General features: G+C 70.8%; 23 protein-coding genes and 1 tRNA gene. 11 read left to right on the top strand and 13 right to left on the bottom strand.

Features of this window, described 5'->3' with window-relative positions:
* Position 1: 1 nt before the first annotated feature.
* Entirely contained in the window at positions 2 to 391 is a 390-nt protein-coding gene (locus DEJ00_RS16375; RefSeq protein WP_027466580.1) for a hypothetical protein, read from the top strand.
* Between the two features lie 34 nt (positions 392 to 425).
* Here the strand turns inward: DEJ00_RS16375 and DEJ00_RS16370 are convergent, their stop codons facing one another.
* On the bottom strand, positions 426 to 1,883 hold the full coding sequence (locus DEJ00_RS16370) for an SPFH domain-containing protein (protein ID WP_071244079.1): 1,458 nt from the start codon (positions 1,881 to 1,883) through the stop codon (positions 426 to 428).
* A gap of 177 nt (positions 1,884 to 2,060) precedes the next feature.
* Entirely contained in the window at positions 2,061 to 2,888 is an 828-nt protein-coding gene (gene nadE, locus DEJ00_RS16365; protein WP_111058111.1) for an ammonia-dependent NAD(+) synthetase, read from the bottom strand.
* 453 nt (positions 2,889 to 3,341) lie between these two features.
* On the opposite strand from nadE, the gene DEJ00_RS16360 reads away from it, so the two are divergent.
* The gene (locus tag DEJ00_RS16360) at positions 3,342 to 3,779 is read left to right on the top strand and encodes a MarR family winged helix-turn-helix transcriptional regulator (RefSeq protein ID WP_027466582.1); all 438 of its coding nucleotides are present in this window, start codon (positions 3,342 to 3,344) and stop codon (positions 3,777 to 3,779) included.
* A 232-nt stretch (positions 3,780 to 4,011) separates the two neighbouring features.
* Complete coding sequence (locus tag DEJ00_RS16355; RefSeq protein ID WP_111058081.1) at positions 4,012 to 5,445, top strand: MATE family efflux transporter; 1,434 nt, start codon at positions 4,012 to 4,014, stop codon at positions 5,443 to 5,445.
* A 192-nt stretch (positions 5,446 to 5,637) separates the two neighbouring features.
* Here DEJ00_RS16355 and DEJ00_RS16350 read toward each other — a convergent pair whose 3' ends face one another.
* Both DEJ00_RS16350 and DEJ00_RS18645 read right to left on the bottom strand, forming a co-directional pair.
* Positions 5,638 to 6,237, bottom strand: a complete 600-nt coding sequence (locus DEJ00_RS16350; protein ID WP_111058080.1) for a copper resistance CopC family protein — start codon at positions 6,235 to 6,237, stop codon at positions 5,638 to 5,640.
* A gap of 41 nt (positions 6,238 to 6,278) precedes the next feature.
* Positions 6,279 to 6,446 (bottom strand): hypothetical protein, encoded by a 168-nt coding sequence (locus DEJ00_RS18645; RefSeq protein ID WP_155896891.1) that lies wholly within the window; start codon positions 6,444 to 6,446, stop codon positions 6,279 to 6,281.
* Between the two features lie 222 nt (positions 6,447 to 6,668).
* On the opposite strand from DEJ00_RS18645, the gene DEJ00_RS16345 reads away from it, so the two are divergent.
* A complete protein-coding gene (locus DEJ00_RS16345; RefSeq protein WP_111058079.1) occupies positions 6,669 to 7,382 on the top strand; it encodes an alpha/beta hydrolase in 714 nt (237 codons plus the stop codon).
* Positions 7,383 to 7,473: 91 nt separating this feature from the next.
* On the opposite strand, the gene argG is transcribed toward DEJ00_RS16345, so the two are convergent.
* Positions 7,474 to 8,916 carry an argininosuccinate synthase gene (gene argG / locus DEJ00_RS16340; protein ID WP_042540079.1) on the bottom strand — a complete coding sequence of 481 codons (1,443 nt, stop codon included), beginning with the start codon at positions 8,914 to 8,916 and terminating at the stop codon, positions 7,474 to 7,476.
* 104 nt (positions 8,917 to 9,020) lie between these two features.
* Here argG and DEJ00_RS16335 point away from each other — a divergent pair, with 104 nt between their 5' ends.
* Positions 9,021 to 9,473, top strand: coding sequence for an HTH domain-containing protein (locus DEJ00_RS16335; protein ID WP_111058078.1), 453 nt, complete (start codon positions 9,021 to 9,023; stop codon positions 9,471 to 9,473).
* A 71-nt stretch (positions 9,474 to 9,544) separates the two neighbouring features.
* On the opposite strand, the gene DEJ00_RS16330 is transcribed toward DEJ00_RS16335, so the two are convergent.
* From DEJ00_RS16330 to DEJ00_RS16310, 5 genes are all read right to left on the bottom strand, one after another.
* Positions 9,545 to 9,619, bottom strand: a tRNA-Arg gene (locus DEJ00_RS16330).
* A 13-nt stretch (positions 9,620 to 9,632) separates the two neighbouring features.
* Positions 9,633 to 10,736, bottom strand: a complete 1,104-nt coding sequence (locus DEJ00_RS16325) for an epoxide hydrolase family protein (protein WP_111058077.1) — start codon at positions 10,734 to 10,736, stop codon at positions 9,633 to 9,635.
* A gap of 150 nt (positions 10,737 to 10,886) precedes the next feature.
* Positions 10,887 to 11,381 carry an HNH endonuclease gene (locus DEJ00_RS16320; RefSeq protein ID WP_111058076.1) on the bottom strand — a complete coding sequence of 165 codons (495 nt, stop codon included), beginning with the start codon at positions 11,379 to 11,381 and terminating at the stop codon, positions 10,887 to 10,889.
* 352 nt (positions 11,382 to 11,733) lie between these two features.
* A complete protein-coding gene (locus tag DEJ00_RS18915; protein WP_181440216.1) occupies positions 11,734 to 12,705 on the bottom strand; it encodes a C40 family peptidase in 972 nt (323 codons plus the stop codon).
* A gap of 242 nt (positions 12,706 to 12,947) precedes the next feature.
* Positions 12,948 to 13,643, bottom strand: a complete 696-nt coding sequence (locus tag DEJ00_RS16310; RefSeq protein WP_027466592.1) for a metal-dependent transcriptional regulator — start codon at positions 13,641 to 13,643, stop codon at positions 12,948 to 12,950.
* A 184-nt stretch (positions 13,644 to 13,827) separates the two neighbouring features.
* Here DEJ00_RS16310 and serC point away from each other — a divergent pair, with 184 nt between their 5' ends.
* The gene (serC, locus tag DEJ00_RS16305) at positions 13,828 to 14,943 is read left to right on the top strand and encodes a phosphoserine transaminase (protein ID WP_111058074.1); all 1,116 of its coding nucleotides are present in this window, start codon (positions 13,828 to 13,830) and stop codon (positions 14,941 to 14,943) included.
* A gap of 78 nt (positions 14,944 to 15,021) precedes the next feature.
* Here the strand turns inward: serC and DEJ00_RS16300 are convergent, their stop codons facing one another.
* On the bottom strand, positions 15,022 to 15,846 hold the full coding sequence (locus tag DEJ00_RS16300) for a DUF3027 domain-containing protein (protein ID WP_111058073.1): 825 nt from the start codon (positions 15,844 to 15,846) through the stop codon (positions 15,022 to 15,024).
* A 4-nt stretch (positions 15,847 to 15,850) separates the two neighbouring features.
* Complete coding sequence (locus DEJ00_RS16295; protein ID WP_017888041.1) at positions 15,851 to 16,228, bottom strand: cold-shock protein; 378 nt, start codon at positions 16,226 to 16,228, stop codon at positions 15,851 to 15,853.
* Between the two features lie 55 nt (positions 16,229 to 16,283).
* Here DEJ00_RS16295 and DEJ00_RS16290 point away from each other — a divergent pair, with 55 nt between their 5' ends.
* From DEJ00_RS16290 to DEJ00_RS16270, 5 genes are all read left to right on the top strand, one after another.
* Positions 16,284 to 16,583 (top strand): hypothetical protein, encoded by a 300-nt coding sequence (locus DEJ00_RS16290; RefSeq protein ID WP_071244038.1) that lies wholly within the window; start codon positions 16,284 to 16,286, stop codon positions 16,581 to 16,583.
* Between the two features lie 28 nt (positions 16,584 to 16,611).
* Complete coding sequence (locus tag DEJ00_RS16285) at positions 16,612 to 18,378, top strand: helicase-associated domain-containing protein (protein WP_071244037.1); 1,767 nt, start codon at positions 16,612 to 16,614, stop codon at positions 18,376 to 18,378.
* Positions 18,379 to 18,426: 48 nt separating this feature from the next.
* Positions 18,427 to 20,124 carry a DNA repair helicase XPB gene (locus DEJ00_RS16280; RefSeq protein WP_027466594.1) on the top strand — a complete coding sequence of 566 codons (1,698 nt, stop codon included), beginning with the start codon at positions 18,427 to 18,429 and terminating at the stop codon, positions 20,122 to 20,124.
* A 51-nt stretch (positions 20,125 to 20,175) separates the two neighbouring features.
* Positions 20,176 to 20,871 (top strand): response regulator transcription factor, encoded by a 696-nt coding sequence (locus tag DEJ00_RS16275; RefSeq protein WP_017888045.1) that lies wholly within the window; start codon positions 20,176 to 20,178, stop codon positions 20,869 to 20,871.
* 66 nt (positions 20,872 to 20,937) lie between these two features.
* Entirely contained in the window at positions 20,938 to 22,635 is a 1,698-nt protein-coding gene (locus tag DEJ00_RS16270; protein WP_111058072.1) for a cell wall metabolism sensor histidine kinase WalK, read from the top strand.
* Between the two features lie 308 nt (positions 22,636 to 22,943).
* Here the strand turns inward: DEJ00_RS16270 and DEJ00_RS16265 are convergent, their stop codons facing one another.
* On the bottom strand, positions 22,944 to 23,840 hold the full coding sequence (locus DEJ00_RS16265; protein WP_111058071.1) for a hypothetical protein: 897 nt from the start codon (positions 23,838 to 23,840) through the stop codon (positions 22,944 to 22,946).
* Positions 23,841 to 24,110: the final 270 nt, after the last annotated feature.

Raw genomic sequence — 24,110 nt, 5'->3', positions numbered from 1 at the left:
CATGACTGATGAGCACCGCACCCCGCGTCCCGAAGACGACGCCGCGCGCCTCGGTCTCGTCGTCGTCGGAGAGGCAGCAGCCCTGCAGTCCGGCGATGAGGCGGCACTGGACGCGAGCGAGCAGAACATCCGCGACACGATCGACGAACTGGTCGACGAACCCCTGACCCCGCGGCAGGAGGAGGTCGTCGAGCGACTCGCCGCGGCAGGCGGCACCCTGACCGCCGGACTCAGCGGTGCCCTCGCCGCCCAGAGCGGTCGCAGCGTCGACGACGTGCTCGAGGGTGCGGCACGCAGTGTCGTGTGGCAGCAGCGGCTCGCGGACGAGCGTGAGGACGCCGGCACGCAGCAGCGCGACCCGCAGAACGAGAACGGGCACGACGAGGGCTGATCCCCCGTCGCGCCCGCTGCAGGCACCCGCTCGGTTACTCGGCCGGCTCGACCTGTGGCACCGACTGCTCGCGAACGACCGCACGGGCAGCCGCCTGTCCCGTCGTGGTGCTCTTCACGATGTCGCTCAGGGTGAACCCGGCGGTGGCACCGAGCAACGCGTCGACCTCGCTGAACTGACTGACGACGCTCTTCGACAGGGCACCGGCACCCTCGGAGGACACCACGGTGAGCGTGTCGATGTTGCTCATCGGCGCCGCGAGCTCGCGGGCGATGCTCGGCAGCGTCTCGATCGCCTTGACCCGCAGGACGGCCTCGGAGTGCTGCGCGAGCGCGTCGGCCTGCGCCTTGGTCGCATCGGCCTCGGCCTGACCCTTCGCACGGATCGCGTCGGCGGCGGCTTCACCCTCGGCGCGTGACGCGTCGGCAGCGAGCTTGCGGGCGTCCGCCTCGGCCTTCGCCTCGGCCGCGACGGCCTCCGCGGAGATCCGACGGGCCTCGGCCTGGGCGCGTGCGGTCTCGACCTGGGCCCCGGCGGCGGCTTCGGCCTCGACGCGGGTCTTGCGCGCCTGGGCCTCGGCGACGGCGGAGACCTCGGACTCGAGCTCGGCACGGCGCAGCTCGGCACGCTTCTGCGCGGTGATCTGCTCCTGCTCGACGACACCCTGGGACGCGCGCGCCTGGGCGAGCGGGCCGGCGGCAGCGGCTTCGGCGGAAGCACGGTCGGCGTCGAGCTGCAGCGCGGCACGGCGGATGGCCAGGGTGTTCTCGGCCTCGGCGATCGCCTGGTCTGCGGTCGCGCGGGCTTCTCGCGCTTCACGGTCGGCCTGGGCCTCGGCGTTCTCGGCCTCGAGTCGCACGCGTGCACGCTCGGCACGGCCGAGGTCGCTGATGTACTCGTTGCGGTCCGAGATGCCCTTGATCTCGAACGAGTCGACGTCGAGCCCCTGGCTGTGCAGCGCGTCCTTGGCGACGTCGAGCACAGCGACGGTGAGCTGATCGCGCTTGCGGATGATGGTCGACACGTCGGTCGCACCGATCGAGGCGCGGAGCGAACCGGACAGGACCTCGCGCGCGAAGTCGTCGATCTTCTTCTCCTGCCCGAGGAACCGCTGTGCGGCCGCCCGGATCGAGGCGTCGGTCTCGCCGACCTTGACGAGCGCGACGGCCTCGACGTCGATGGTGACACCGCGGGAGTCCTGCGCGTTGACGTTGATGTCGATCGCACGCGAGCTGAGCGACAGCTTCGCGACCTTCTCGAAGAAGGGGCGGACGAGCACGCCGGCGCCGAGCACGACCTTGATGCCGGACTCGACGGTCTCGGTGCCGTCGGCGTTCTTGACCTTGCGGGAGCGCTTGCCCGTGATGATGAGCGCTTCGTCGGCACCGGCGTTGCGGTACACGACCTTGGCGTAGATCAGCGCGATCACGGCGAGGACGATGATCCCCACGATGATCAGCGGGACGGCTCCGAGCGCGAACAGGACTTCCATGACTCCCCCTTGAGGACCAGGCACCAGCCTGGATTCCGCATCTGTTGTTCCGTTGGCTCCCATCCTAGGAGCGCACGCGGACAGCAGGAGCGCGGAGGGAAGGGTTGGGGACAACAGACGGGAGGCGCGGTGCAGGATCACCTGCACCGCGCCTCCCGTCCGGGGTTGCGTCAGCGCCTACGCGCCCGCACGCCACCACTCGTCGAAGGGCGTCGCCGGCACCTGGCGCTTGTGCTCCGTCGCGCGGTAGCGCGACTCGATCGCCTCGGCGACCTCGACCGGCACGTCGTGGCCCTGCAGGTAGGCGTCGATCTCGGCGTAGGTGAGTCCGAGGTTCGCCTCATCGGTCTGCCCGGGCAGCTCGTCGAGCAGGTCGGCGGTGGGCGCCTTCTCGTACAGGCGAGCCGGTGCGCCGAGGTGCTCGAGCAGCTGCCGTCCCTGGCTCTTCGACAGCCCGGTGAGCGGGGTGAGGTCGACGCCGCCGTCGCCGTACTTGGTGAAGAAGCCCGTGACGGCCTCGGCCGCGTGGTCCGTGCCGACCACCAGCAGGCCGCGCTGCCCGGCGATCGCGTACTGGGCGACCATCCGCATGCGCGCCTTGACGTTGCCCTTCACGAAGTCGCTCAGCTCGACACCCGAGGCCGCGGTGTCCTCCATGACCCCGTCGACCCCGTGCTCGATGTTCACGGTGACGCCCGGGTCGGCAGCGATGAACTGCAGGGCGAGCTGGGCGTCGTCCTCGTCGGCCTGCACCCGGTAGGGCATGCGGACGGTCGTGAACTCGGCCGGCTGCCCCTCGGCTCGGAGCGACTCGACCGCGAGCTGGGTCAGGCGGCCGGCCAGGGTGGAGTCCTGCCCGCCGCTGATGGCGAGGAGGTACCCCTTCGCCCCGGTCGTCAGCAGGTAGTCGCGCAGGAACCCGACACGACGGGCGACCTCCTGCTCCGGGTCGATGGTCGGCTGGACGTTGAGGTCCGCTGCGATGGCGGCTTGGAGTTCACGCACCACCCCAGTATCACGCCGATCCGGCTCCGTGGACCGGCGGGTTCCCGAAGACGTCGATCGGGTCGACCGGGAGGTCCGGGGCGGCGGTGACCCGATCACCACCGCCCCGGGGATCCGCGACGACCCGAACGCGTCGCGGACCCGGTGAGGCGGACGCCGGTACCCGCCGGCGCCCGTCCTGGTCAGGCGCGACGAACTCGTCGCGCCGGGATCGCGGTGGGTGATCCGTGGTGTGGCACGATGCCCCCTCCTCCGACGGGGTCTCCGCCGCTGATCCGCCCCCGGTGGTGAGCCAGGGGATGTGGGGCCCGTCGAACGGGCCGGAGGCGGCTGGTGAGGCCGCTTGCTGTGGAACGTATCAGGGTCCGGGCAGGACTCGACACCCCCGTTCTGGGGTCACGAGTCGGGCTGGGTTCGTTGACAGTTCGATGCCTAACAGTTAGAGTCCTGATCATGCAGGCACCGGACTTCACGACACCGCTCCAGCTCATGCGGTGGATCGGATGGGCACAGCGCAAGGGCGCCGAGGAGTGGGTCCGTGAGCGCGACCTCACCCACGAGCAGTCCTTCGTGCTCGGGTACCTGCAGGAACACCCCGGCGCCATCCAGCGGGACATCGCCGAGGCCACCCGGACCAGCGCGGCCAGCGTCTCGAGTCTCCTGCAGGGACTCGAGCGGCGTGGCCTGATCGAACGACGACCGGACGCCACGAACGGGCGGACGAAGACGGTGCACGCCACCCAGGCGGGCATCGACCTCATCGCCGGGTTCACCGACGCGATGGTCGCCCTCGACGACTCCCTGCTCGCACCGCTCGACGCGGACGAACGCGCCACCCTGCGGCGGCTGCTGCAGAAGGTGACCGCGGAACTCGCGCCGCCGACCCGCTAGCCGCACCACCCGCACCACCCGCACCAGCGCACCACCCGCGCCGCCGCACCGACCCGCTCCACGCACCACGCGCCTCCCGGCCGGATCCGCCGGCGCGCCCTCGCGACCACGCGATCCCGCGCCTTCGCGATCCCGCGACCCCGCGACCCCGCGACCCCATCGGTCGCGTGCTCCCCCCTGCCGTGCCGGCGTCCGTCGGCGCGCCCACCGTCATGCCCGGAAGGGAACCGTCATGTCCTCCACCACCACCACCACCGCTGCGGCGACGAACCGCTGGTACCTCTCCGCTGCCCCGATCGCCCGAGCCCTGGTGCACCTGTGCGTGCCGATGGCCGCCGCGATGGTCGTCAGCGCCCTGTACAACGTCATCAACGCGGGCTTCATCGGCGCCCAGCACGACACGTCCTTGCTCGCCGCGATCACCTTCGGCACGCCGCTGCTCGGCCTGGTGATGGCCGTGGGCGGGGTGTTCGGCGTCGGCGGCAGCGCCTTGATGTCCCGGTTGCTCGGAGCATCGGAACACGACCCCGACAAGGCGCGGGACATCAAGCACGTCGCCTCGTTCGCCCTGTGGGGAGCCGTGGTGACCGGCGCCGTGCTCGGCGTCGTCGGACTCCTGCTGCTCCGCCCGCTCGTCGCCGTCCTCGGTGCCGACGCGGCAGCGGTCCCCGCCACGAGCGAGTACGTCGCCGTGATGCTCGCGTTCGTCCCCGTCCTCGCCGCGTCCTTCGCGCTCGAGCAGATCGTCCGCTCCGAAGGTGCCGCGCGGCAGGCGATGATCGGCCTGGTCCTGTCCACGGTCGGCAACCTGGTGTTCGACGTCCTGTTCATCCTGGGGCTGCACTGGGGTGTCGGCGGCGCCGCACTCGCAGTGGGCCTGGCCAACGTGGTCTCGATCGCCTACTGGGTGACGTGGCTGCAGCGGAACAGCGAGAACGTCAGCTTCGCGCCCAAGTGGTTCACCCTGCGTGCGGACATCCTGAAGCCCGTGTTCGGCATCGGCGTCGGCGAGCTGCTGCAGTCCGCGTTCCTCATCGTCACGACACTCGTCCTCAACAACCTCGCCGCCGCCTACGGTGACGACCCGCTGGCAGCGATGGGCGTCGCGGTCCGCATCGCCCAGGTGCCGGAGTTCCTGGTGATGGGCGTGACCATCGGCGTGCTGCCGCTGCTCGCCTACGCGTTCGGAGCGGGCGACGCCGATCGGCTCCGCTCCGGCCTGCACGCCGCGGCCCTGACCGTCGGCGGCATCGTGCTCGTCTTCTCCGGCACCGTGTTCGTGTTCCGCGAGCAGGTCTTCACGATCTTCTCCGGTGACCACTCGGTGCTCGCGATCGGCATGACGATCCTGACGGCACAGCTCGTCGCCGCCGTCGTCAACGGGTTCACGGGACTGCTCACCTCGCTGTTCCAGGCGACCGGGATGGTCATGCCCGCGATGGTGCTGTCGATGGCGCAGGGCGTGCTGTTCATCCCGACCGTGATCGCCGGCAACCTGTGGTTCGGACTCGCCGGGATCATCTGGGCACTCACCGTCACCGAGGGCATCGTGTTCGTCGCCGCCGTCGTCCTCTGGCTGGCGACGCGGGGTCGCATCGCCCGAGGCCTGGCCGAGGGCAGCGCGGCACGCGCCGACGCCGCTCTGGAGGCCACCCCTGTGGCGTGAGGCGCGTCGCCCCCGGCGTCACGCACCACGTGCGGACGGGAGGCCCGGTGCCGGTCCGGCACCGGGCCTCCCGTCCGTTGCGTGGTCGCGTTCCGTGCGCCGCGTGCGCTTCGTGAGCAGGAACGGTCGGGTGCGCGCGTGCGACCCGACCGTTTCTGCTCACGAAGTGCGCGACGCGGCGCCGCCCGCGCGCTACGTGCTGCGGCCGCGCCGCAGCAGCAGCACGACGACCGCGCCGGCCACCAGGACGGCTCCGGCGCCGAGGCCGATCCACACGCCCGGCGCGATGCCCGGCGACGAGGACGGAGCACCGTCCGAGGCTCCGGTGGCCGTCGCGGTGGCACTCGGCGTCGGAGCGGTGCTCGCCGTCGGGGTCGGGGTGGCACTCGCGCTCGGGGTCGACGCCGGGGCTGCGGCCCGGTACTCGAACGCGAGCGTGCCCTCGATCGGGTGGCCGTCCGGCGACACGTACCGCCAGAGCACCGTGTAGCTGCCCTGGTCGAGGTCGACCGCGCGGCGCATGGTCGTCCCGGAGACCCTCACGTCACCCGTGGCGACGTCGGCACCGGAGGCGTCCGTCACCTGGATCCGGAGTCCGGCGTCGAGGCCGGCGAGCGGCGCTTCCGAGAAGGTCAGGTCGACGGATTCGAGCGGTTCGGTGACGACCGCCCCGTCCGCCGGGGTACTGCTGGTCAGGGCCGAGTGGGCCGACGCGGGCTGGACACCGACGAGCGTCAGCAGTCCCGCCGCGACGATCGCCAGTGCCGCCGCCGTGGTTCGGGCTGTGCGCATGCGCAGACTCTACCGACGGCGGAGCGGCAGCCCGCTGGGGGTCAGAGCTGCTCGCCGAGGAAGTCCGCGTAGGTGGGCTCGTAGCGCGCTTCGCTGACGCTGACGAGCTGGTGGCCGGTTCCTTCGAGGCGTTCGGCGACGAGGGCGGCGAGGTCCTCGGGCGAACGGAGCCCGTGGCGGTGCCACGCGTTCTGGATGGTGGCGGTCATGGTGACCAGCCCTTCGTCGAGATGATGCGCATCCCGGATCCGTCCGGGTCGACCCGCTGTGCCAGACCCCACAGATCGTGAGGAGCATCGTGACGACGAGTCCCTGATGACTGACCCGGTACTGCAACGATACGGTCGCGCCGGAGCGCCGTCGAGGCGGATGCGCTTCGCGGCTGACGGACGCGACGGACCGGCGCGGCGGGTGCGCTGTAGCGTCGGCGCATGGAGATCCTCTTCGTCCACGGCGCGCTCGTCCGCGACGGCGACTGGTGGTGGCAGCCCACCGCCGACCTGCTGTTCGAACGCGCCGGTGTCCGCAGTCGATCGGTGGCGCTGCCGTCCTGCGGCGAGGGCCCGTCCGGCCGCCCCGAAGGCGGTCTCGCCGAGGACGCGGCAGCGCTCCGGGCCGCGCTCGACCGCAGCGACGGAGCGATCGTCGTCGGGCACTCGTACGGCGGCACGGTCGTCGCCGAGGCCGGTCAGCACGATGCTGTCGAGCACGTGGTCCACGCGTCGTCCTACCTGCCCGACGTCGGATCGGCCCAGGCCGGGATCATGTCGGACGAGCCCGACCCGGTGGCGATCGGTGATGCCGGGGACGGAGCCCTGGCACTGGTCGGGTACGACGCCTCGTCGTTCGGCGCGCGGTTCCTGCAGGACGCCGTCCCCGAGGTGCAGCGGGCTGCGTGGGACCGCGTCACCGCACAGTCCGCTGCCGCGTTCGTCACGCCGACGACCGCCGCGGGCTGGCAGGGCGTCGACTCCACCTACCTGGTCTGCACCGAGGACCGGAGCACCACCGTCGGCCTCCAGCGAGCGCACGCGGCACGCGCGACGCGGAGCGTCGACGTCCCCACCGGGCACCATCCGTTCATCACCCGACCCGACCTGGTCGTCGAGCAGGTCGAGCTGCTGCTCGGAAGCGCCGCGGCTTGAGCCTTCGCGACGACGGACGGGAGGCCCGGTGCCAGCTGGCACCGGGCCTCCCGTCCTCAGTGGGTCGCGCCCAGGGCGCGGATCCGCTCGATCAGTCGGTGCCGGAGTCGAAGGCCGCGCCCTCGGACGCGAGGTCCGTCCGACGACCCATCGCGTCCTCGGCGTCGGAGGCGACGATCGCGCCGCCGAGGATCTCCTCGGCCTCGCCCGCCTCGAGCTCACCGACGAGCTCGGCCGTCGCGCCACCGATGAGGCCGGCGGCGGCGTACTGCTCGAGCCGCGAACGGGAGTCCGCGATGTCGAGGTTGCGCATGGTGAGCTGGCCGATGCGGTCGTCCGGGCCGAAGGCGGCGTCGCCGACGCGCTCCATCGACAGCTTGTCCGGGTGGTACGACAGCGCGGGGCCCGTGGTGTCGAGGATCGTGTAGTCGTCGCCGCGACGCAGGCGCAGCGTGACCTCGCCGGTGACGGCGGAGGCCACCCAGCGCTGCAGCGACTCGCGGAGCATGAGGGACTGCGGGTCGAGCCAGCGGCCCTCGTACATCAGGCGACCGAGGCGGCGACCCTCGTTGTGGTACGAGGCGACCGTGTCCTCGTTGTGGATCGCGTTGAGCAGACGCTCGTAGGCGATGTGCAGCAGCGCCATGCCCGGAGCCTCGTAGATGCCACGGCTCTTCGCTTCGATGATGCGGTTCTCGATCTGGTCGGACGCACCCAGGCCGTGGCGGCCACCGATGGCGTTCGCTTCGTAGACCAGGGCCACCGCGTCCGTGTACTCGACGCCGTTGATCGCGACGGGGCGACCGGCCTCGAACCGGACGCTGACGATCTCGGTCGCGACCTCGACGTCGTCACGCCACGCGGCGACACCCATGATCGGCTCGACGATGTCCAGGCCGCTCGACAGCTCTTCGAGGCTCTTCGCCTCGTGCGTCGCGCCCCAGATGTTCGCGTCGGTCGAGTACGCCTTCTCGGTGGAGTCGCGGTACGGGAACCCGCGGGCGACGAGCCACTCGCTCATCTCCTTGCGGCCGCCGAGCTCCTCGACGAACTCGGAGTCGAGCCACGGCTTGTAGACGCGCAGACGCGGGTTGGCCATCAGGCCGTAGCGGTAGAACCGCTCGATGTCGTTGCCCTTGTAGGTGGAGCCGTCGCCCCAGATGTCGACGCCGTCTTCCTTCATCGCGCGGACGAGCATCGTGCCCGTCACCGCGCGGCCGAGCGGCGTCGTGTTGAAGTACGTCTTGCCACCGGAGCGGATGTGGAACGCACCGGTCTGCAGGGCGACCAGGCCTTCTTCGACCAGGGCGCTCTTCGCGTCGACCAGTCGGGCGATCTCGGCGCCGTACTCGTGGGCACGGCTCGGGACGGCGTCGATGTCCGGCTCGTCGTACTGGCCGATGTCGGCCGTGTACGTGCAGGGGATCGCTCCCTTCTCGCGCATCCAGGCAACGGCGCAGGAGGTGTCGAGACCCCCTGAGAACGCGATGCCGACTCGTTCGCCGACGGGGAGACTGCTCAGGACCTTGGACACGAGGTCAATCGTACGGGGCCAGCGGGCCCGACTACCGTCCGGGGCGACGGTTGTGGAGAACTGCCCTGCCACCTGACCCGCCGTCACACCAGGAAGGGAACCAGATGACTGCCGAAGCCCTCGACGTCCGGGCGGAACTCCGCGCGCTGATCGAGCACCGTTCCGTCGCGCTCGACGCGATCGCCCAGGTGACCGGGATCTCGGAGTCCGAGCTCTCCGCGTACCTGGACGGACCAGGAACCGAGCACCAGGGTCTGACCACCCTCGGGACCGGGCTGACTCCCGACGAATCGCAGCGGCTCGCCGTCCTCGCAGCGATGCTGGCCTCTGCCCGGAGCGTGCCCGACGACGACCGCGTCCGCGGCATCCTCGAGAGTCTCACGCAGGTCACCGGGCTGACGGTCGCGAACATCGCGTCGCTCACGGGGATCGCGGAGTCCGACCTCGACGCGTTCTCGAGCGATCCGACCGGGGTGAGCGCTGCCGTGAAGTTCACGATCGCGACCCGGACCTCGTACCTCGTGAACGCCGTCAACCTGGCCGCACCGAGATGCTGAGCGGCACCGAGACACTGGGTCCTGCTGGTGCCCTGGACAGCACTACAGGGATTCGAACCCCTTCGACCTGCTGGTGCCCCTGGAGGGACTCGAACCCCCAACCGTTTCCTTAGGACGGAACTGCTCTTCCATTGAGCTACAGAGGCTGGCTCGTCCACTCTAGCGGCGGAAGCCCTGCAGGAACGCGTGCAGTTCGTCGACGAACAGGTCCGGCTGCTCGAACGGCGCGAAGTGCCCGCCGCGGTCGAGTTCGTGGTGGAACACGAGGTTCGTGGTGCGCTCGAGCCACTCGCGCGGCGCCCGCACGATGTCGCCGGGGAAGATCGAGAACCCGGACGGCACCTCGACCCGGCGTTCCAGCTGCTCCGCCGGGATCGCCGCGTTCGCGTGGTACATCCGCATCGCCGAGCCGATCGTGCCCGTGGCCCAGTACTCGGTGAGCAGCGCCAGCACCTCGTCGCGCGTGTAGACCGACCACGGGTCCCCGTCGCAGTCGCTCCACGCCCGGAGCTTCTCGAGGATCCAGGCGGCGAGACCCGCGGGCGAGTCGTTCAGCCCGATGGCGGCGGTCTGCGGCTTCGTGCGGTGCAGCATCGCGTAGGCGCCCTCGGTGGTGCGCCACCGATCGGTCGCGGCGACGAACTCCCGCTCGGCGGCGGACAACGTCGACGCATCGAGGCCCGGCCAGGCGAGTCCACCGTCGATGCGGTGCACGGCGACGACCCGATCGGGGTGGTCGAGTGCCAGGTAGCGGGCGACGTGCGTGCCGATGTCGCCTCCGGACACCGCGAACCGCTCGTACCCCAGGTCCGTCATCAGCGTCGCCCACATGCCGGCCACCTGCCGGGCGTCGAGCACCTGCGGCGGTGCATCCGAGAATCCGTAGCCGGGCATGTCCGGCACGACGACGTCGTACCCGGCGGCGACGAGCATCGGCAGCACCTTGCGGTACCGCCAGCCGGAGTCCGGCCAGCCGTGCGCGAGCAGGACCGGCAGGGCGTCGGGCCGCGGAGCGCGGGCGTGCAGCACGTGGATGCCGATGCCGTCGACGACGACACGGCGCGAGGGCAGCGCGGCGAGCTCGGCACGGTGTGCGTCGAAGTCGAACCCGTCGGCCCAGTACTCGACGAGCGGGCGCAGGACGTCGAGGTCCACGCCGAGCGACCAGCCGACCCCGGCGGGCGCGTCCGGCCAGCGCGTGGCACGAAGCCGAGCGCGCAGGTCGTCGATGGTCGCGTCGTCGATGTGCGGTGTCTCGCCCATGTCGGCGACGCTAGTCAGCGCCACCGACAGGCGGACGGGAGGCCCGTGGCGGCGTCACCACGGGCCTCCTGTCCGTCACATGGCGTGCAGCAACGGTCGGGTCGGCCTGATCGACGCGACCATTGCTGCACACGAACGCGGCGGCGGCCGCTACGCGGCCACGAGGTACTCGTCCCACTCCGCCTGCGGACGCTCGATGCCGCGCACGACCCACGAGGACCCGTGCGGCACCTTCGGCGGGAACCGGAGGCGCCACCCCATCTCCTGCGGGGTGCGGTCGCCCTTGGTGTTGTTGCAGACCAGGCAGCAGGCGACGAGGTTCTCCCACGAGTCCTGCCCACCGCGCGACCGCGGCTGCACGTGGTCGATCGTGGTGGCGTGGCGGCCGCAGTAGGCACAGTGGTTGCCGTCCCGACGCAGCACACCGCGACGGGACACCGGCACGAGCCTGGAGTGCGGGATGCGCACGTAGCGGGTGAGGATGATGACGGACGGACGGTCGTAGCTCGACGTCGACCCGGTGACCGGGTGTTCGACGTCGGCGGCGACGATGGCGGCCTTCTGGTTCATGACCAGCACGAGGGCTCGTCGGAACGAGATCACCGCGAGGGGCTCGTAACCGGCGTTGAGGACGAGAGTGCGCATGGGTTCCCTTCCGACGTGCCTGGACGGCTTCCAGGCGCTGCGGGTGCGTCGGACCGACGACGCGAACGGGTGAGGACGACCTGTTCACACCCCTGGAACCACGAAGAGCACCACCCGGATGGGCAGTGCTCTCGTCATGCAGGGGCGTGCTCGTGCACGCAGGCTGTGCTCGACCATATGTCGACGCGCGCGCGCCGACCCATGGTGCGGGTCGTGCGGAACATCGACATGAGGGTCTCCTGTTCGCGCCGGTGCGGACCGGTGCAGCGTCAGGTTAACCCAGAAACCGGCCCGGCACGAGGGTGCGCGGGCCGGTTCCGGTGAAGTTCACACGCCGGAGGGGCAGTGGTCGCTAGATGCCGAAACGGACGATGTGGTAGTCGCTGGTCCAGATCGGGCGGATCTGCACGGTGCCACCGGGCTTCGGGGCGTCCATGATCATGCCGTTCCCCATGTAGAAGCCGTCGTGCGCCTCGTTGTTGAAGATGACGACGTCACCGGGCTGCGCCTCGGACTCGGGGATCGTGGTGCCGGCCTGGTCCTGCAGCGGCACCGAGTGCGCGAGGTTGATGCCGTACTGGGCGTACACGAACATGATGAAGCCCGAGCAGTCGAAGCCCGACGGGTCCGCGCCACCGAAGACGTAGGGGGTGCCGATGTACTGCTTGCCCGTGGCGACCACGGCCGGCAGCGAGAACGGGGTGTCGGCAGCGGACGAGCTGGCCGCGTACTCGGCGGCCGTCGGTCCGGTGTACGAGGAGTACTGCTTCGCCGTCGCGGCACGGGCGGACTGGGTCTGCTCGGCCTGCTCGGCGGCTTCCTTCGCTGCGGCGGCCTGGTCGGCGGCGGCCTGCTTGGCGGCCTTCTCGGCGTCGAGCGTCGCGGTGGAGGTCGCGCCGAAGCCGTCACGGCTCGTGTCGGCGAGCGCCACGGCGTCGGAGACCGACAGCTCCTGGCTCTGCGTGGCCCGGACCTGACGCTGGGCGTCGGCGGCGGCGGTCGAGTTGGCCGAGGTCGTCGCGGCGAAGGCCGGGGCGACCGCGACCGTGCCGAACATGCCGGCGGCCACGGTGAGGACGACCGGCGCGAGGAACTTGCGCTTGCGCGACGACGAGCTGGCCTTCGCGGTGCTCGCGGCTGCGGCGGCCTGCGCGGCACGTCGACCACCGGGCAGCGGGGCGGAGCGCACCGGCACGACCTTGCGGACCGGGCGGCCCTCGGTCTCGCGCACGGCCCGCCGGGTGAGCGGGGCGGTGGTGGCGTTCTCGGTGTTCGTCGGGTTCGCGGGCGTCTGGTCGTCCGCGGCGGTACCGGTCTGCGTCAAGAGGTGGGTCTCCAACGTCTCGTCATCACGCCGCCGTGGGTGTCCGGCGGTGTGCAACCCCATCCGTTCGTCATCGTTTCCGATCGAGGCAGGAGACGGGTTCGAGACGTCCTGCCACGGGTCTCCGGCTCAGGGGCAGCGCGGCGACTCGGACGAGTGTACGGAGGCGTCGTTACCGTGTCGAGACCAAACGCCCCGGAGGTAACGAAACGGTAAAGACTCTCAGGGACGACCAGGAACGGTCAGTCCCGCTCGATGTAGACGTGCTGTGCGACCTCGATGGGCAGCTCGATGCCCGAGTCCTCGCCCTCGACGCGGACCGCGACGTAGGCGCCCGCACGCTGCACGCTCGCCATGCGCCCGGGCATGACCCCGGCGGTGCGGAGCTGGTGCAGGAGCTCCGGTTCGAACTGCACGGGCTCGCCCAGGCGTCGGACGACCCCGGTCGTGACGGCGTCGGTGCCCTCGGTCGCGGCGACGATGTTCTGGACGCCGTCGAGGAACCCGGCGGCCGCGGGGCCACCGATCTCGGCCAGTCCGGGGATCGGGTTGCCGTAGGGCGATTCCGTCGGGTTGCCGAGCATCTCGAGCAGGCGGACCTCGACCTGCTCGCTCATGACGTGCTCCCACCGGCAGGCCTCGTCGTGCACGAAGGCCCAGTCGAGTCCGATGACGTCGGCCAGCAGGCGTTCGGCCAGACGGTGCTTGCGCATCACGTGGGTGGCACGGGAACGACCTTCGTCGGTGAGCTCCAGGTGGCGGTCACCGGAGACGACGACCAGGCCGTCGCGCTCCATGCGGGCGATGGTCTGCGAGACCGTCGGGCCCGAGTGTCCGAGGCGCTCGGAGATGCGCGCGCGCAGCGGCACGATCGCCTCTTCCTCGAGGTCGAGGATGGTGCGAAGGTACATCTCCGTGGTGTCGACGAGATCGGTCACGGTCCGCCTCTCATGTCTGGGCCCAGCGCCGACCACACTACTTGTTCGCACCGACGAACACCGACCGGCGCCCGGGTGCACGTGAGAAAGGGTCATCCGACGCGGTGGACGAGCGGGTCGAACCCTCCCCGTCCGGCCGGTACACGGGCTCGGGCAGGCGGATCGTCGTCGGTAGGATCGGTGCATGGCAGACATCGTCATCCCGGCCGAACTCCTCCCCACCGACGGTCGCTTCGGCTGCGGTCCGTCGAAGATCCGCGGCGCCCAGCTCGAGTCCCTCGTGACGCGCGGTGCCACGATCCTCGGCACCTCGCACCGCCAGAAGCCCGTGAAGGACCTGGTCGGCAGCGTCCGCTCCGGCCTCGCCGACCTGTTCCAGATCCCCGAGGGCTACGAGGTCGTCCTCGGCAACGGCGGCTCGACCGCGTTCTGGGACGCCGCCGCGTTCGGCCTCATCGAGCGCCGTGCCGAGAACCTGTCCTTCGGCGAGTTCGGGTCGAAGTTCGCCAAGGCCGCAGCGGCCCCGTGGCTCGAGGCTCCGCACGTCGTCGAGGCACCGGGTGGCTCCCTCGCCGCACTCGAATCGGTCGAGGGCGTGGACGTCTACGCCTACCCGCACAACGAGACCTCGACGGGTGTCATGGCCCCGGTCGTCCGTGCGACCGGTGACGCCGGCGCCCTCACCGTCGTCGACGCGACCAGCGCCGCCGGTGGCGCCCTGTTCGACGTCAGCGCCACCGACGTCTACTACTTCGCCCCGCAGAAGAACTTCGCCTCGGACGGCGGCCTGTGGCTCGCGCTGCTCTCCCCCGCCGCGATCGAGCGGATCGAGCGGATCGCCGCCTCCGACCGGTACATCCCGGAGTTCCTGTCGCTCAAGAACGCCGTCGACAACTCGCGCCTGAACCAGACCCTGAACACCCCGGCGATCTCCACGCTGCTGCTCCTCGACGAGCAGGTGCGGTGGATGAACGAGTCCGGTGGCCTGGCGTGGGCGGACCTCCGCACGAAGACCTCGTCGTCGACCATCTACGACTGGGCCGAGGCCAGCGACTGGGCGACCCCGTTCGTCACCGACCCCGCCGCTCGCTCCCAGGTCGTCGCCACGATCGACCTCGACGACTCGATCGACGCCAAGGCCGTAGCCGCGACCCTGCGCGCGAACGGCATCGTCGACACCGAGCCGTACCGGAAGCTCGGCCGCAACCAGCTGCGCGTCGCGACGTTCACCGCGATCGACCCGGACGACGTCGCGAAGCTCGTGCGCGCGATCGACTTCACGATCGACGCCCTGCGCTGACCTCGGGGACACCCGCCGGAACGAGGACGGGCCCGGCACCACCGGATCGGTGGTGCCGGGCCCGTTCGTCGGTCCGGGTCAGGCGCGGTGGAAGCCCGGGTCGGCCTCGCCGGCGTCGAGCTGGTCGACCTCGAGATCGGCGTCGGGCTCGAACGGCTGCACGCGGCGGGCACGGCGGCGACGGGGCGGTTGCGGGGCCTCGTCCTCGGCATCGGTGTCGGTGTCGGTGTCGGTGTCGCTCACATCGGCGAGCGCATCGACGTCCACACCCTCGATGTCGTCGTCGCCCGATTCGTCGAGGTCGTCCTCGTCGGCGTCGAACTCGTCGTCATCGTCATCGTCGTCGTCCGACTCGTCGTCGTCCTCGTCGTCATCCGAGTCGTCGTAGTCGTCGTCCTCGTCGTCGTCGTCCGACTCGTCGTCTTCGTCGTCATCGGACTCGTCGTCGTAGTCCTCGTCGTCGGAGTCCTCGTCGGAGTCCTCGTCCGACGCGTCCTCGGCGCCGTCCTCGCCCTCGTGCTCCTGCGCAGCCCGGTACTCGGCCAGTCGCTCGGACCACGGCACCCACTCGGGCGCGACGAGCGAGCCGTCCCCGGGCATCAGCTCGACCTCGAGCACGGTCGGTTCGTCGTCGCCGACCTTGGCGACGCTGACGGTCCACCGCCACCCGGGGTAGCCGGGCAGCCGGTTGGCGAACAGGACGGACACGACGCCGTCCCCTTCGTCCACGGTGCCGACGGGCGCACCGACGGTCGACTCCGGGGTGACCTCGAGCAACGCCTCGCGCGCCAGGTCGGTGTAGTCGATGGGCGCTGCGTCGATGAACGCTGCGTCGATGGGCGCTGCGTCGATGGGCGCTGCGTCGGGAGCCGTCTCGGCCCCTGCTGTCTCGGACTCGGTCATGGGGTCACGCCTCCAACTGGTCTGCGACGTGCCGCAGGATGGCGGCGATGCGATCGCCGTTCTTCGGGTAGCGGCCGTGGCGGAGGTCTCCGCTGATCCGGTCGAGTTCCTTCACCAGGTCCTCGACGATCACGGCCATGTCGTCCGCGGAGCGACGGGTCATCCGCGACAGCGACGGCTGGGGCTCGAGCAGCCGCACGGACAACGCCTGCGACCCCTTCTTGCCCTGGACGACGCCGTACTCCAGCCGCGTGCCGGCCTTGACGGTCACGACGCCGTCGGGCAGCGAGGACGCGTGCAGGAACACCTGGTCGCCGTCGTCTCCGGTGATGAAGCCGAAGCCCTTGTCGTCATCGTAGAACTTGACCTTGCCGGTGGGCATGCGTGGACTCCTCGAGGTCGTGGTACGGCCGTGGTGCGTCGGATATCCTGGGTCGATGGCCAAGCCGACCCGATCAACCGGGAACCCGCAGGACTCCGCAGAACCCCCGGTGACGTTCAATCGTACCGAACGCGCTCTGGCGTTCATGATCGGTGGGATCATCATCCTCGGCTTGCTCTGCTTCGTCGCGATGATCATCATGTGGCTCACCGCACCTGCTGCCCAGGGTGCGATGCCGTGGCCGGTGGTCATGGCGATCCCGCTCTTCGGCTTCCCGATCGCCATGGTGCTGGTCTTCACGCTCCTCGGCATCACCTGGACACGTCGCGCACGAGCGAACCGGACGGCTCGCTGACGTCCGCCCCGGACGCTGGCACCGGACGATGACGACCACCGCCGACCTCGCCGCCCGACTCCGGGCGATGCCGGACGATGCGCTCGAGCGCCTCGTCGCGGCGAGGCGACTCCCCACCGCTGCACTCGCCGAGACCGGCCCGCAGCGCATCACCGACTTCTTCGACCTCGCCGAGGCGCTCCGCAGCGACGACGCCGTGGACGCCGCCGTCGAGCACCTTCCGCGCGCGACGATCCTCGCGCTGCGTGACGGCGGAGCCGTCGACGCGCTCGGCCCCGCGATCGAGCTCGGCCTCGCCGACGAGGACGGCGCAGTCGACGACGCGGTCGCCGCTCGCGTGGCCGCCCACCCCGACCTCACCTCGCTCGACGAGCAGCCTGGAGGCCCGGAGCAGGTCCGCCCCGCTGCTCCCGCCCTCGACGCCGCGGCGCTCGAGCGTGCGCGCACCACCGGTGCGGAGCAGGCGTTCGCGACGATGACCGTGCTCGCCGAACTGCTGCGGGCGGTCGACGCCGGCGCGGTCCGCGAACTCGTCAAGGGCGGGATCGGCATGCCGCTCGCCCGCACCCTCGCCGAGCGCATCGGCACCGACGCCGAACTCGTCGCGGGTCGCCTGGCGCTGCTCGACGGCATCGGGTTCGCCGACCCCGACACCGGACGCTGGATCGTCACCGACGCCGGGCACGCCTGGTTGCTCGCCGGGTGGCCGGAGCGCTGGGTGTCGCTGGTGGCCGCGTGGTCGGACACGCTCCCGCCCGCCGTGCACCAGGTGCTCGACCTGGCCGACGGGGACCTGCGCGACCTCGTGCCGCTCGGGCGCTGGGCGTACCCGGCGGGGTCCCGCTGGCTCGACGCCCTGCTGCTCGACGTCGCCGGCACCGCGGCGTCGCTCGGCCTGGCAGTCGACGGCATCGTGACGAGCACCGGTCGGGCGCTCCTCGACGGTGACGCCGAGCAGGCCGCCGACGACCTGCCGGGCACCGTCGAGCGGGTCTACCTGCAGCACGACCTCACCGTCATCGCACCGGGGCCGCTCGCGCCGGTGGACGACGACGCCCTGCGTACCGTCGCCGTGCTCGAGGCGCCGGGCCTCGCGGCGCGCTACCGCATCTCCGAGGACACCCTGCGCGCGGCGTTCCGGGCCGGACACTCCCGCGACGACCTGCTGTCCCTGCTCGGACGGCTGTCGGCGACCGGGATCCCGCAGCCCCTCGCCTACCTGATCGACCAGGTGGCCGGACGCGACGGCAGCATCGTCGTCGACCGGGGGCCGGGTGGCGTCGGGACCGAGGTCCGCGGCACCGCCGACCAGCTCGACCTCGTCGGGGTGGACGCCGAGCTCCGGCAGCTCGCGTGGGAGCGGCCCGACCTGACGACGCTGACCACGCGCTACCCGCCGCACGTCGTGCACACCGCGCTCGAGGACCAGCGCTACCCGGCCGTCCTGACGACCGCAGCCCGCCCCGAGGCGCACCACGGGCCTCCCGGCCGGCGCAGCCCCACCGGACGCTCGCCGGAACAGTCGGCGCACGCACTCGTCGAACGGCTCCGCCTGACGACGCAGCGCGGCGACGCGGAGCCGGAGCAGGAGTGGCTCGGTCGGCAGATCGACCTGGCCGTGCGCGGACGCACGCCGATCCGTGTGACCGTCCGGATGCCGGACGGCTCGGAGCGGCCGTTCTCGATCGTGCCGACCTCGGTCGCGGCCGGACGCGTCCGCGGGCGGGACACGGCCGTCGACGTCGAGCGGACCCTGCCGCTGTCGCTCGTCGTGTCGGTCGAGAGCGACGCCTGAGCCGCGCAGTCACCCGCACGCAGGTGCCGACGGCTAGGCTGGCAGGTCATGAACGGACCGCTGATCGTGCAGAGCGACCGCACCGTGCTCCTCGAGGTCGCGCACCCCGACGCCGAGGACGCACGCCACGAGCTCGCGGCCTTCGCCGAGCTCGAACGCGCTCCCGAGCACGTGCACACCTACCGGATCACCCGCCTCGGACTCTGGAACGCGCGCGCCGCGGGCCACGACGCCGAGGCGATGATCGACACCCTGGAACGCTTCGCGAAGTTCCCCGTGCCGCAGAGCGTCACGGTCGACATCCGCGACACGGTCTCGCGCTACGGACGGCTCGTGATCCGTCGTGAGGAACGACCCGACGCACCCGTGATCGCGAACTCCCCCACCGAGGAACTCGAGCGGCTGCCGCTCCTGCTCCTCACCGCCGAGGACCCGTCGGTGCTGGCCGAGGTCATCCGGTCGAAGCGCATCAAGCCGCTGCTCGGTGACATGCGGTCCTCGACCGAGGTCGAGCTGCAGCCGTGGGCGCGGGGACAGATCAAGCAGGAGCTCGTGAAGCTCGGCTGGCCGGCGGAGGACCTGGCGGGCTACACCCCTGGCCAACCCCACCCGATCGACCTGGACACGGCCGAGTGGCACATGCGGCCGTACCAGGAGCAGGCCGTCGACACGTTCTTCGCCCAGGGCTCCGGCGTCGTCGTGCTGCCCTGTGGTGCGGGCAAGACGCTCGTCGGCGCGGGCGCGATGGCGACCGTCAAGGCGACCACGCTCATCCTCGTGACGAACACCGTCTCGGCGCGGCAGTGGCGCACCGAGCTCCTCAAGCGCACGACCCTGACGCCGGAGGACATCGGCGAGTACTCGGGCAGCGTCAAGGAGATCCGGCCGGTCACGATCGCGACCTACCAGATCCTCACCGCCCGCCGGAAGGGCGAGTACACGCACCTGTCGCTCCTCGACGCCCTCGACTGGGGCCTCATCGTCTACGACGAGGTGCACCTGCTGCCCGCGCCGGTGTTCAAGCTGACCGCCGACCTGCAGGCCCGCCGTCGCCTGGGCCTCACCGCGACGCTCGTGCGCGAGGACGGCCGCGAGGGCGACGTCTTCTCGCTCATCGGGCCGAAGCGGTACGACGCCCCGTGGAAGGAGATCGAGGCGCAGGGCTACATCTCGCCGGCCTCCTGCTACGAGGTCCGCATCGACCTGCCGCACCAGGACCGCCTGGAGTACGCGGCGTCGAGCGACGACGAGCGCTACCGGCTCGCCGCGACGTCCCCGGCCAAGACCCCGGTCGTGCGGGAACTCATCGAGAAGCACCGCGGTGAGCAGATCCTGGTGATCGGGCAGTACATCGACCAGCTCGACGAACTGGCTGCGTCGCTCGACGCCGCGGAGATCACGGGGGCGACCCCGGTCGACGAACGGGAGCGGCTGTACGACGCGTTCCGGTCCGGCGAGGTCGACGTGCTCGTCGTCTCGAAGGTCGCGAACTTCTCGATCGACCTGCCCGACGCGACCGTCGCCATCCAGGTCTCCGGCTCGTTCGGGTCACGGCAGGAAGAGGCGCAGCGGCTCGGCCGGCTCCTCCGCCCGAACAAGGACGGCCTGCCCGCGTCGTTCTACACGCTCGTGGCCCGGGACACCGTCGACCAGGACTTCGCGCAGAACCGGCAACGGTTCCTGGCGGAGCAGGGCTACTCGTACACGATCCTGGATGCCGACCAGGTCCAGACGCCCGTGGGCTGACGTACGAACCGCTCCCAGGAAACCCCGAGGGAACAGTCAGAAGATAGGACCATGAGCGATGGCCCCAAGATCCTGATCGTCGACGACGAGCCGAACATCCGCGACCTCCTGACGACCTCGTTGCGCTTCGCCGGCTTCGCCGTGCGTGCGGTGGGCAACGGGGCACAGGCGATCTCCGCCGTGCTGGAAGAAGAGCCGGACCTCATCATCCTCGACGTGATGCTGCCCGACATGAACGGCTTCGGCGTGACCAAGCGCCTGCGTTCCTCGGGATACACCTCGCCGATCCTGTTCCTCACGGCGAAGGACGACACCGAGGACAAGATCACCGGCCTCACCGTCGGCGGCGACGACTACGTCACCAAGCCGTTCTCGCTCGATGAGATCGTCGCCCGCATCAAGGCCATCCTCCGTCGCACCATGAACGACGAGGAAGACGCGATCATCCGCGCCGGCGAGCTCACGATGGACCAGGACACGCACGAGGTCACGATCGGCGACGCGCAGATCGAGCTCTCGCCCACCGAGTTCAAGCTGCTCCGTTACCTGATGCTCAACCCGAACCGCGTGCTGTCGAAGGCGCAGATCCTCGACCACGTGTGGGAGTACGACTTCAACGGCGACGCCGGCATCGTCGAGAGCTACATCTCGTACCTGCGCCGCAAGCTCGACCAGTACTCCGCCGAGCCGATCATCCAGACCAAGCGCGGCTTCGGGTACATGCTGAAGGCGTCCAAGGCTTCGTAGCACCATCACCTCTTCACGGCGGTCGTCCGGTTTCACCGGGCGGCCGCTGTCTATCGTTGGGGCAGCATGCACACGCGAATGAACCACTGGTGGGACGGGATCTCCCTGCGCACCAAGATCACCGGGATCACGGTGCTGCTCGTCGCGCTCGGATTGCTCGTCGCCGGACTCGGCACGATGACGGTGCTGTCCACCTACCTCATGCAGCAGCTCGACAACACGGTCAAGCAGACGACCGAGCAGCTCGAGGGTCAGAACATCAGTGACGGCGAGCAGTACTGCAAGCTGTCCGTCGTGGTGTCGCAGAGCGCCTACGTGGCCGCGTACGACGCCGACGGTGACCGGATCTGCCAGACGAAGGCGTCGAGTCGACCCGACGTCCGTGAAGCCACCCTGGTCGAGGCCTCGCAGTCGAACCAGCGCATCTCGCTGTACGACAGCCAGCACAACCACGAGTGGCGCGCCCAGATCATCCCGGCGTCGCTGCAGAACCAGTCCGACGGCACCACCGAGACGGGCTACGTGCTCATCGCCGTCTCCAGTGCCGGCACCGACGAGACGATCGGCAAGTTCACCGCGATCTTCCTCGGGTTCGGTGCCTCGGTCATCCTGCTCGGCGCCATGCTCACCCGGCTGCTGGTCACCGCGACCTTCGACCCGCTGCGCGACGTCGAGGACACCGCTGCCCGGTTCGCCGCGGGTGACTTCAACCAGCGCCTCGAGGCCGACACCCCGAACACCGAGGTCGGCCGCCTCAACCGCTCCCTCAACGTCATGCTCGAGCGGATCGACTCCGCGTTCGAGGACCGCGAGCGCACCATCGCCCAGATGCGCCGGTTCGTTGGGGACGCCTCGCACGAGCTCCGCACGCCGCTGGTGTCCCTGCGCGGGTACGCCGAGCTGTACCGGATGGGTGCCCTGCGCAAGGAAGAGGACGTCGCCCAGGCGATGGAGCGCATCGAGAAGGAAGCGCAGCGGATGGGCCTGCTCGTGCAGGACCTGCTGCAGCTCGCTCGCATCGACGAGTCGAAGCCGCTCGAGCTCGGCCCGGTCGACCTCGTCGCCATCGCCCGTGACTCGGCGCTCGACACGATGGCCTCCAACCCCGACCGCGAGATCCAGGTCCTCGTCGAGGACGCCCTGACCGGCGAGAGCGTGCCCCAGGCCGTCCGTCCGTCGGCGTCGTCGTCGTCCATCGGCTCTCCGGACTCCGGCGAAGCACCGCCTGTGTCGCCCACCTCGGCGAACACCACCGGGCCGATCGCGTTCTCGCGCCAGACCATCGCCCGACTCCGGGCCCGTCGCACCCGCGCCATGAACATCGACGCCGGTGCCGCGCCGACCGACGAGACCACCCCGCTGCCCACGGTCGTGCTGCCGAAGCGCCCGCCGATCGTCCTGGCAGAGGAGAACAAGATCCGCCAGATCGTCACGAACCTGATGGGCAACGCCATGCGGTTCACGGCGAACGACGACCCGATCGAGATCGGCATCGGCGTGGACGACGAGCGCGGCATGGCACACCTCGACGTGATCGACCACGGTGAGGGCATCCCGCCGCAACTGCGCGAGAAGATCTTCCAGCGCTTCTGGCGTGCGGACACCTCCCGCGCGCGGGACACCGGCGGCTCGGGCCTCGGGCTCGCCATCGTGTCCGGCATCGTCGCGGCGCACAACGGCTCGGTCGAGGTCTTCGACACCGAGGGCGGCGGCGCCACCTTCCGCGTCTGGCTCCCCCTGCTCCCCCGCGACTTCTCCGCCTGAGCCGCGCGGGCCGTGGGGCCCTGCCGCTCGCGGCCCGCGGGCGTCCCGTGTCCCGGCGTCCCGGGTGTCCCGTCCCGCGGCGTCCCGGGTGTCCCGTCTGTCGCGTCCCGTGTCCCGGCGTCCCGGGTGTCCCGTCTGTCCCGTCCGCGGCGTCCCGGGCGGTCACAACACTCCGTCCGACGCCGCCGAGTGGTCACGATCTGTCGTCTGCGCGCCCGCTGACCGACAGTTCGTGACCGGCCGGCGAGCGGCCGTCGACATGTCGTGACCGCCCGGCGACGAGATCTTCAGCGTGGCGATCACGGCCGTCACGCCGACAGCCGACGACTTCCGACCGCTCGGACCTCGAACGCCTGGCGGAGTCGCTCGAACAACACCGCGGGTCGGTGTGCGTCCGACGCCGTCGCGTGGATCACGAGCCAGTCGTTCACCACGAACCCGTTGTCCCGTCGCTGATCGTGTCGGAAGGTGTCGCGCTCGCGGTGGTGATCGCCGTCGTACTCCAACGCGATGCCGAACTCCGACCACGCCATGTCGACGCGGCCGAGGAACCGACCCGCGCCATCGTGCACGTCGACGTTCAGCTCCGGCTCGGGGAACCCCGCTTCGACCACTGCCAGACGGAGCCAGGTCTCCTGCGGCGACTCCACCCCGGCCCGGACGAGGTCCAGCGCGCGCCGAGCAGCGAGCGCGAAGCGTGTGCCGGGGCGGATCGACGCACGGAGGTCGTCCGCCGTCGCCAGCCCGGCTGGTCCGACGAGGTGGTCCCCGATCGCGACCAGCGCGTCCCGATCGACCACGCCGGCGCACTCGAACCACATCTGCGCGGGGACACTGACCGGGAACCCGCGGTGTTCGACGGTCCTCGGCCGGTCCAGCCGGTGCGCGACCACGCCGGGCCGACGCATCCGGCACCCGTCCCTCGCGGTCGAGACGTGCACCGGGCCGACCGAGCGCACCGACTGCGGCAGTGGCGCACCCCAGATCGCGGCGGCCGTCGTGTGGCTGAAGAACTGGTCGGGACGCATGACCAGGGTGACGGCGCCGATGAAGTCCACCGAGTCGATAGGAGCACGCACACCGTGGACCGGGGCTGCCAGGTCGGTGCGTCGGAGCCGTTCCGGATCGATGCCGTGACCGACCGCATCGGCCACGCGGAAGGTGGTGCGGTCGAACGGAGCAGGGAGGCGACGGGGAGCTGACATGCCGTCATGGTCGTCGCGGGGCACGTGAGCCGACCACGCGCACTCGCAACCTGTGGAGAACGAGGTGAGCCGGGCCTCCTGTGTGGGAGAGCCGACCCCCGGACGCGCGCAAGCCGCACGCACGAGCCGGTCACGACTCCCCGCTCCCGCGCCGCCGGACGGTCACGAAGTGTCGACTGGAACGGGCCGAACCGACGGTTCGTGACCGCTCGGCGGACCTGAGCGGGGTGTTGTGACCGCCCCCCCCCCCCGCCCCCCCCCCCCCCCCCC

Source organism: Curtobacterium sp. MCLR17_039 (genome assembly GCF_003234745.1).
In the GTDB taxonomy this organism is placed as follows: domain Bacteria; phylum Actinomycetota; class Actinomycetes; order Actinomycetales; family Microbacteriaceae; genus Curtobacterium; species Curtobacterium flaccumfaciens.
This window is presented reverse-complemented; position numbering and strand designations above follow the sequence as displayed.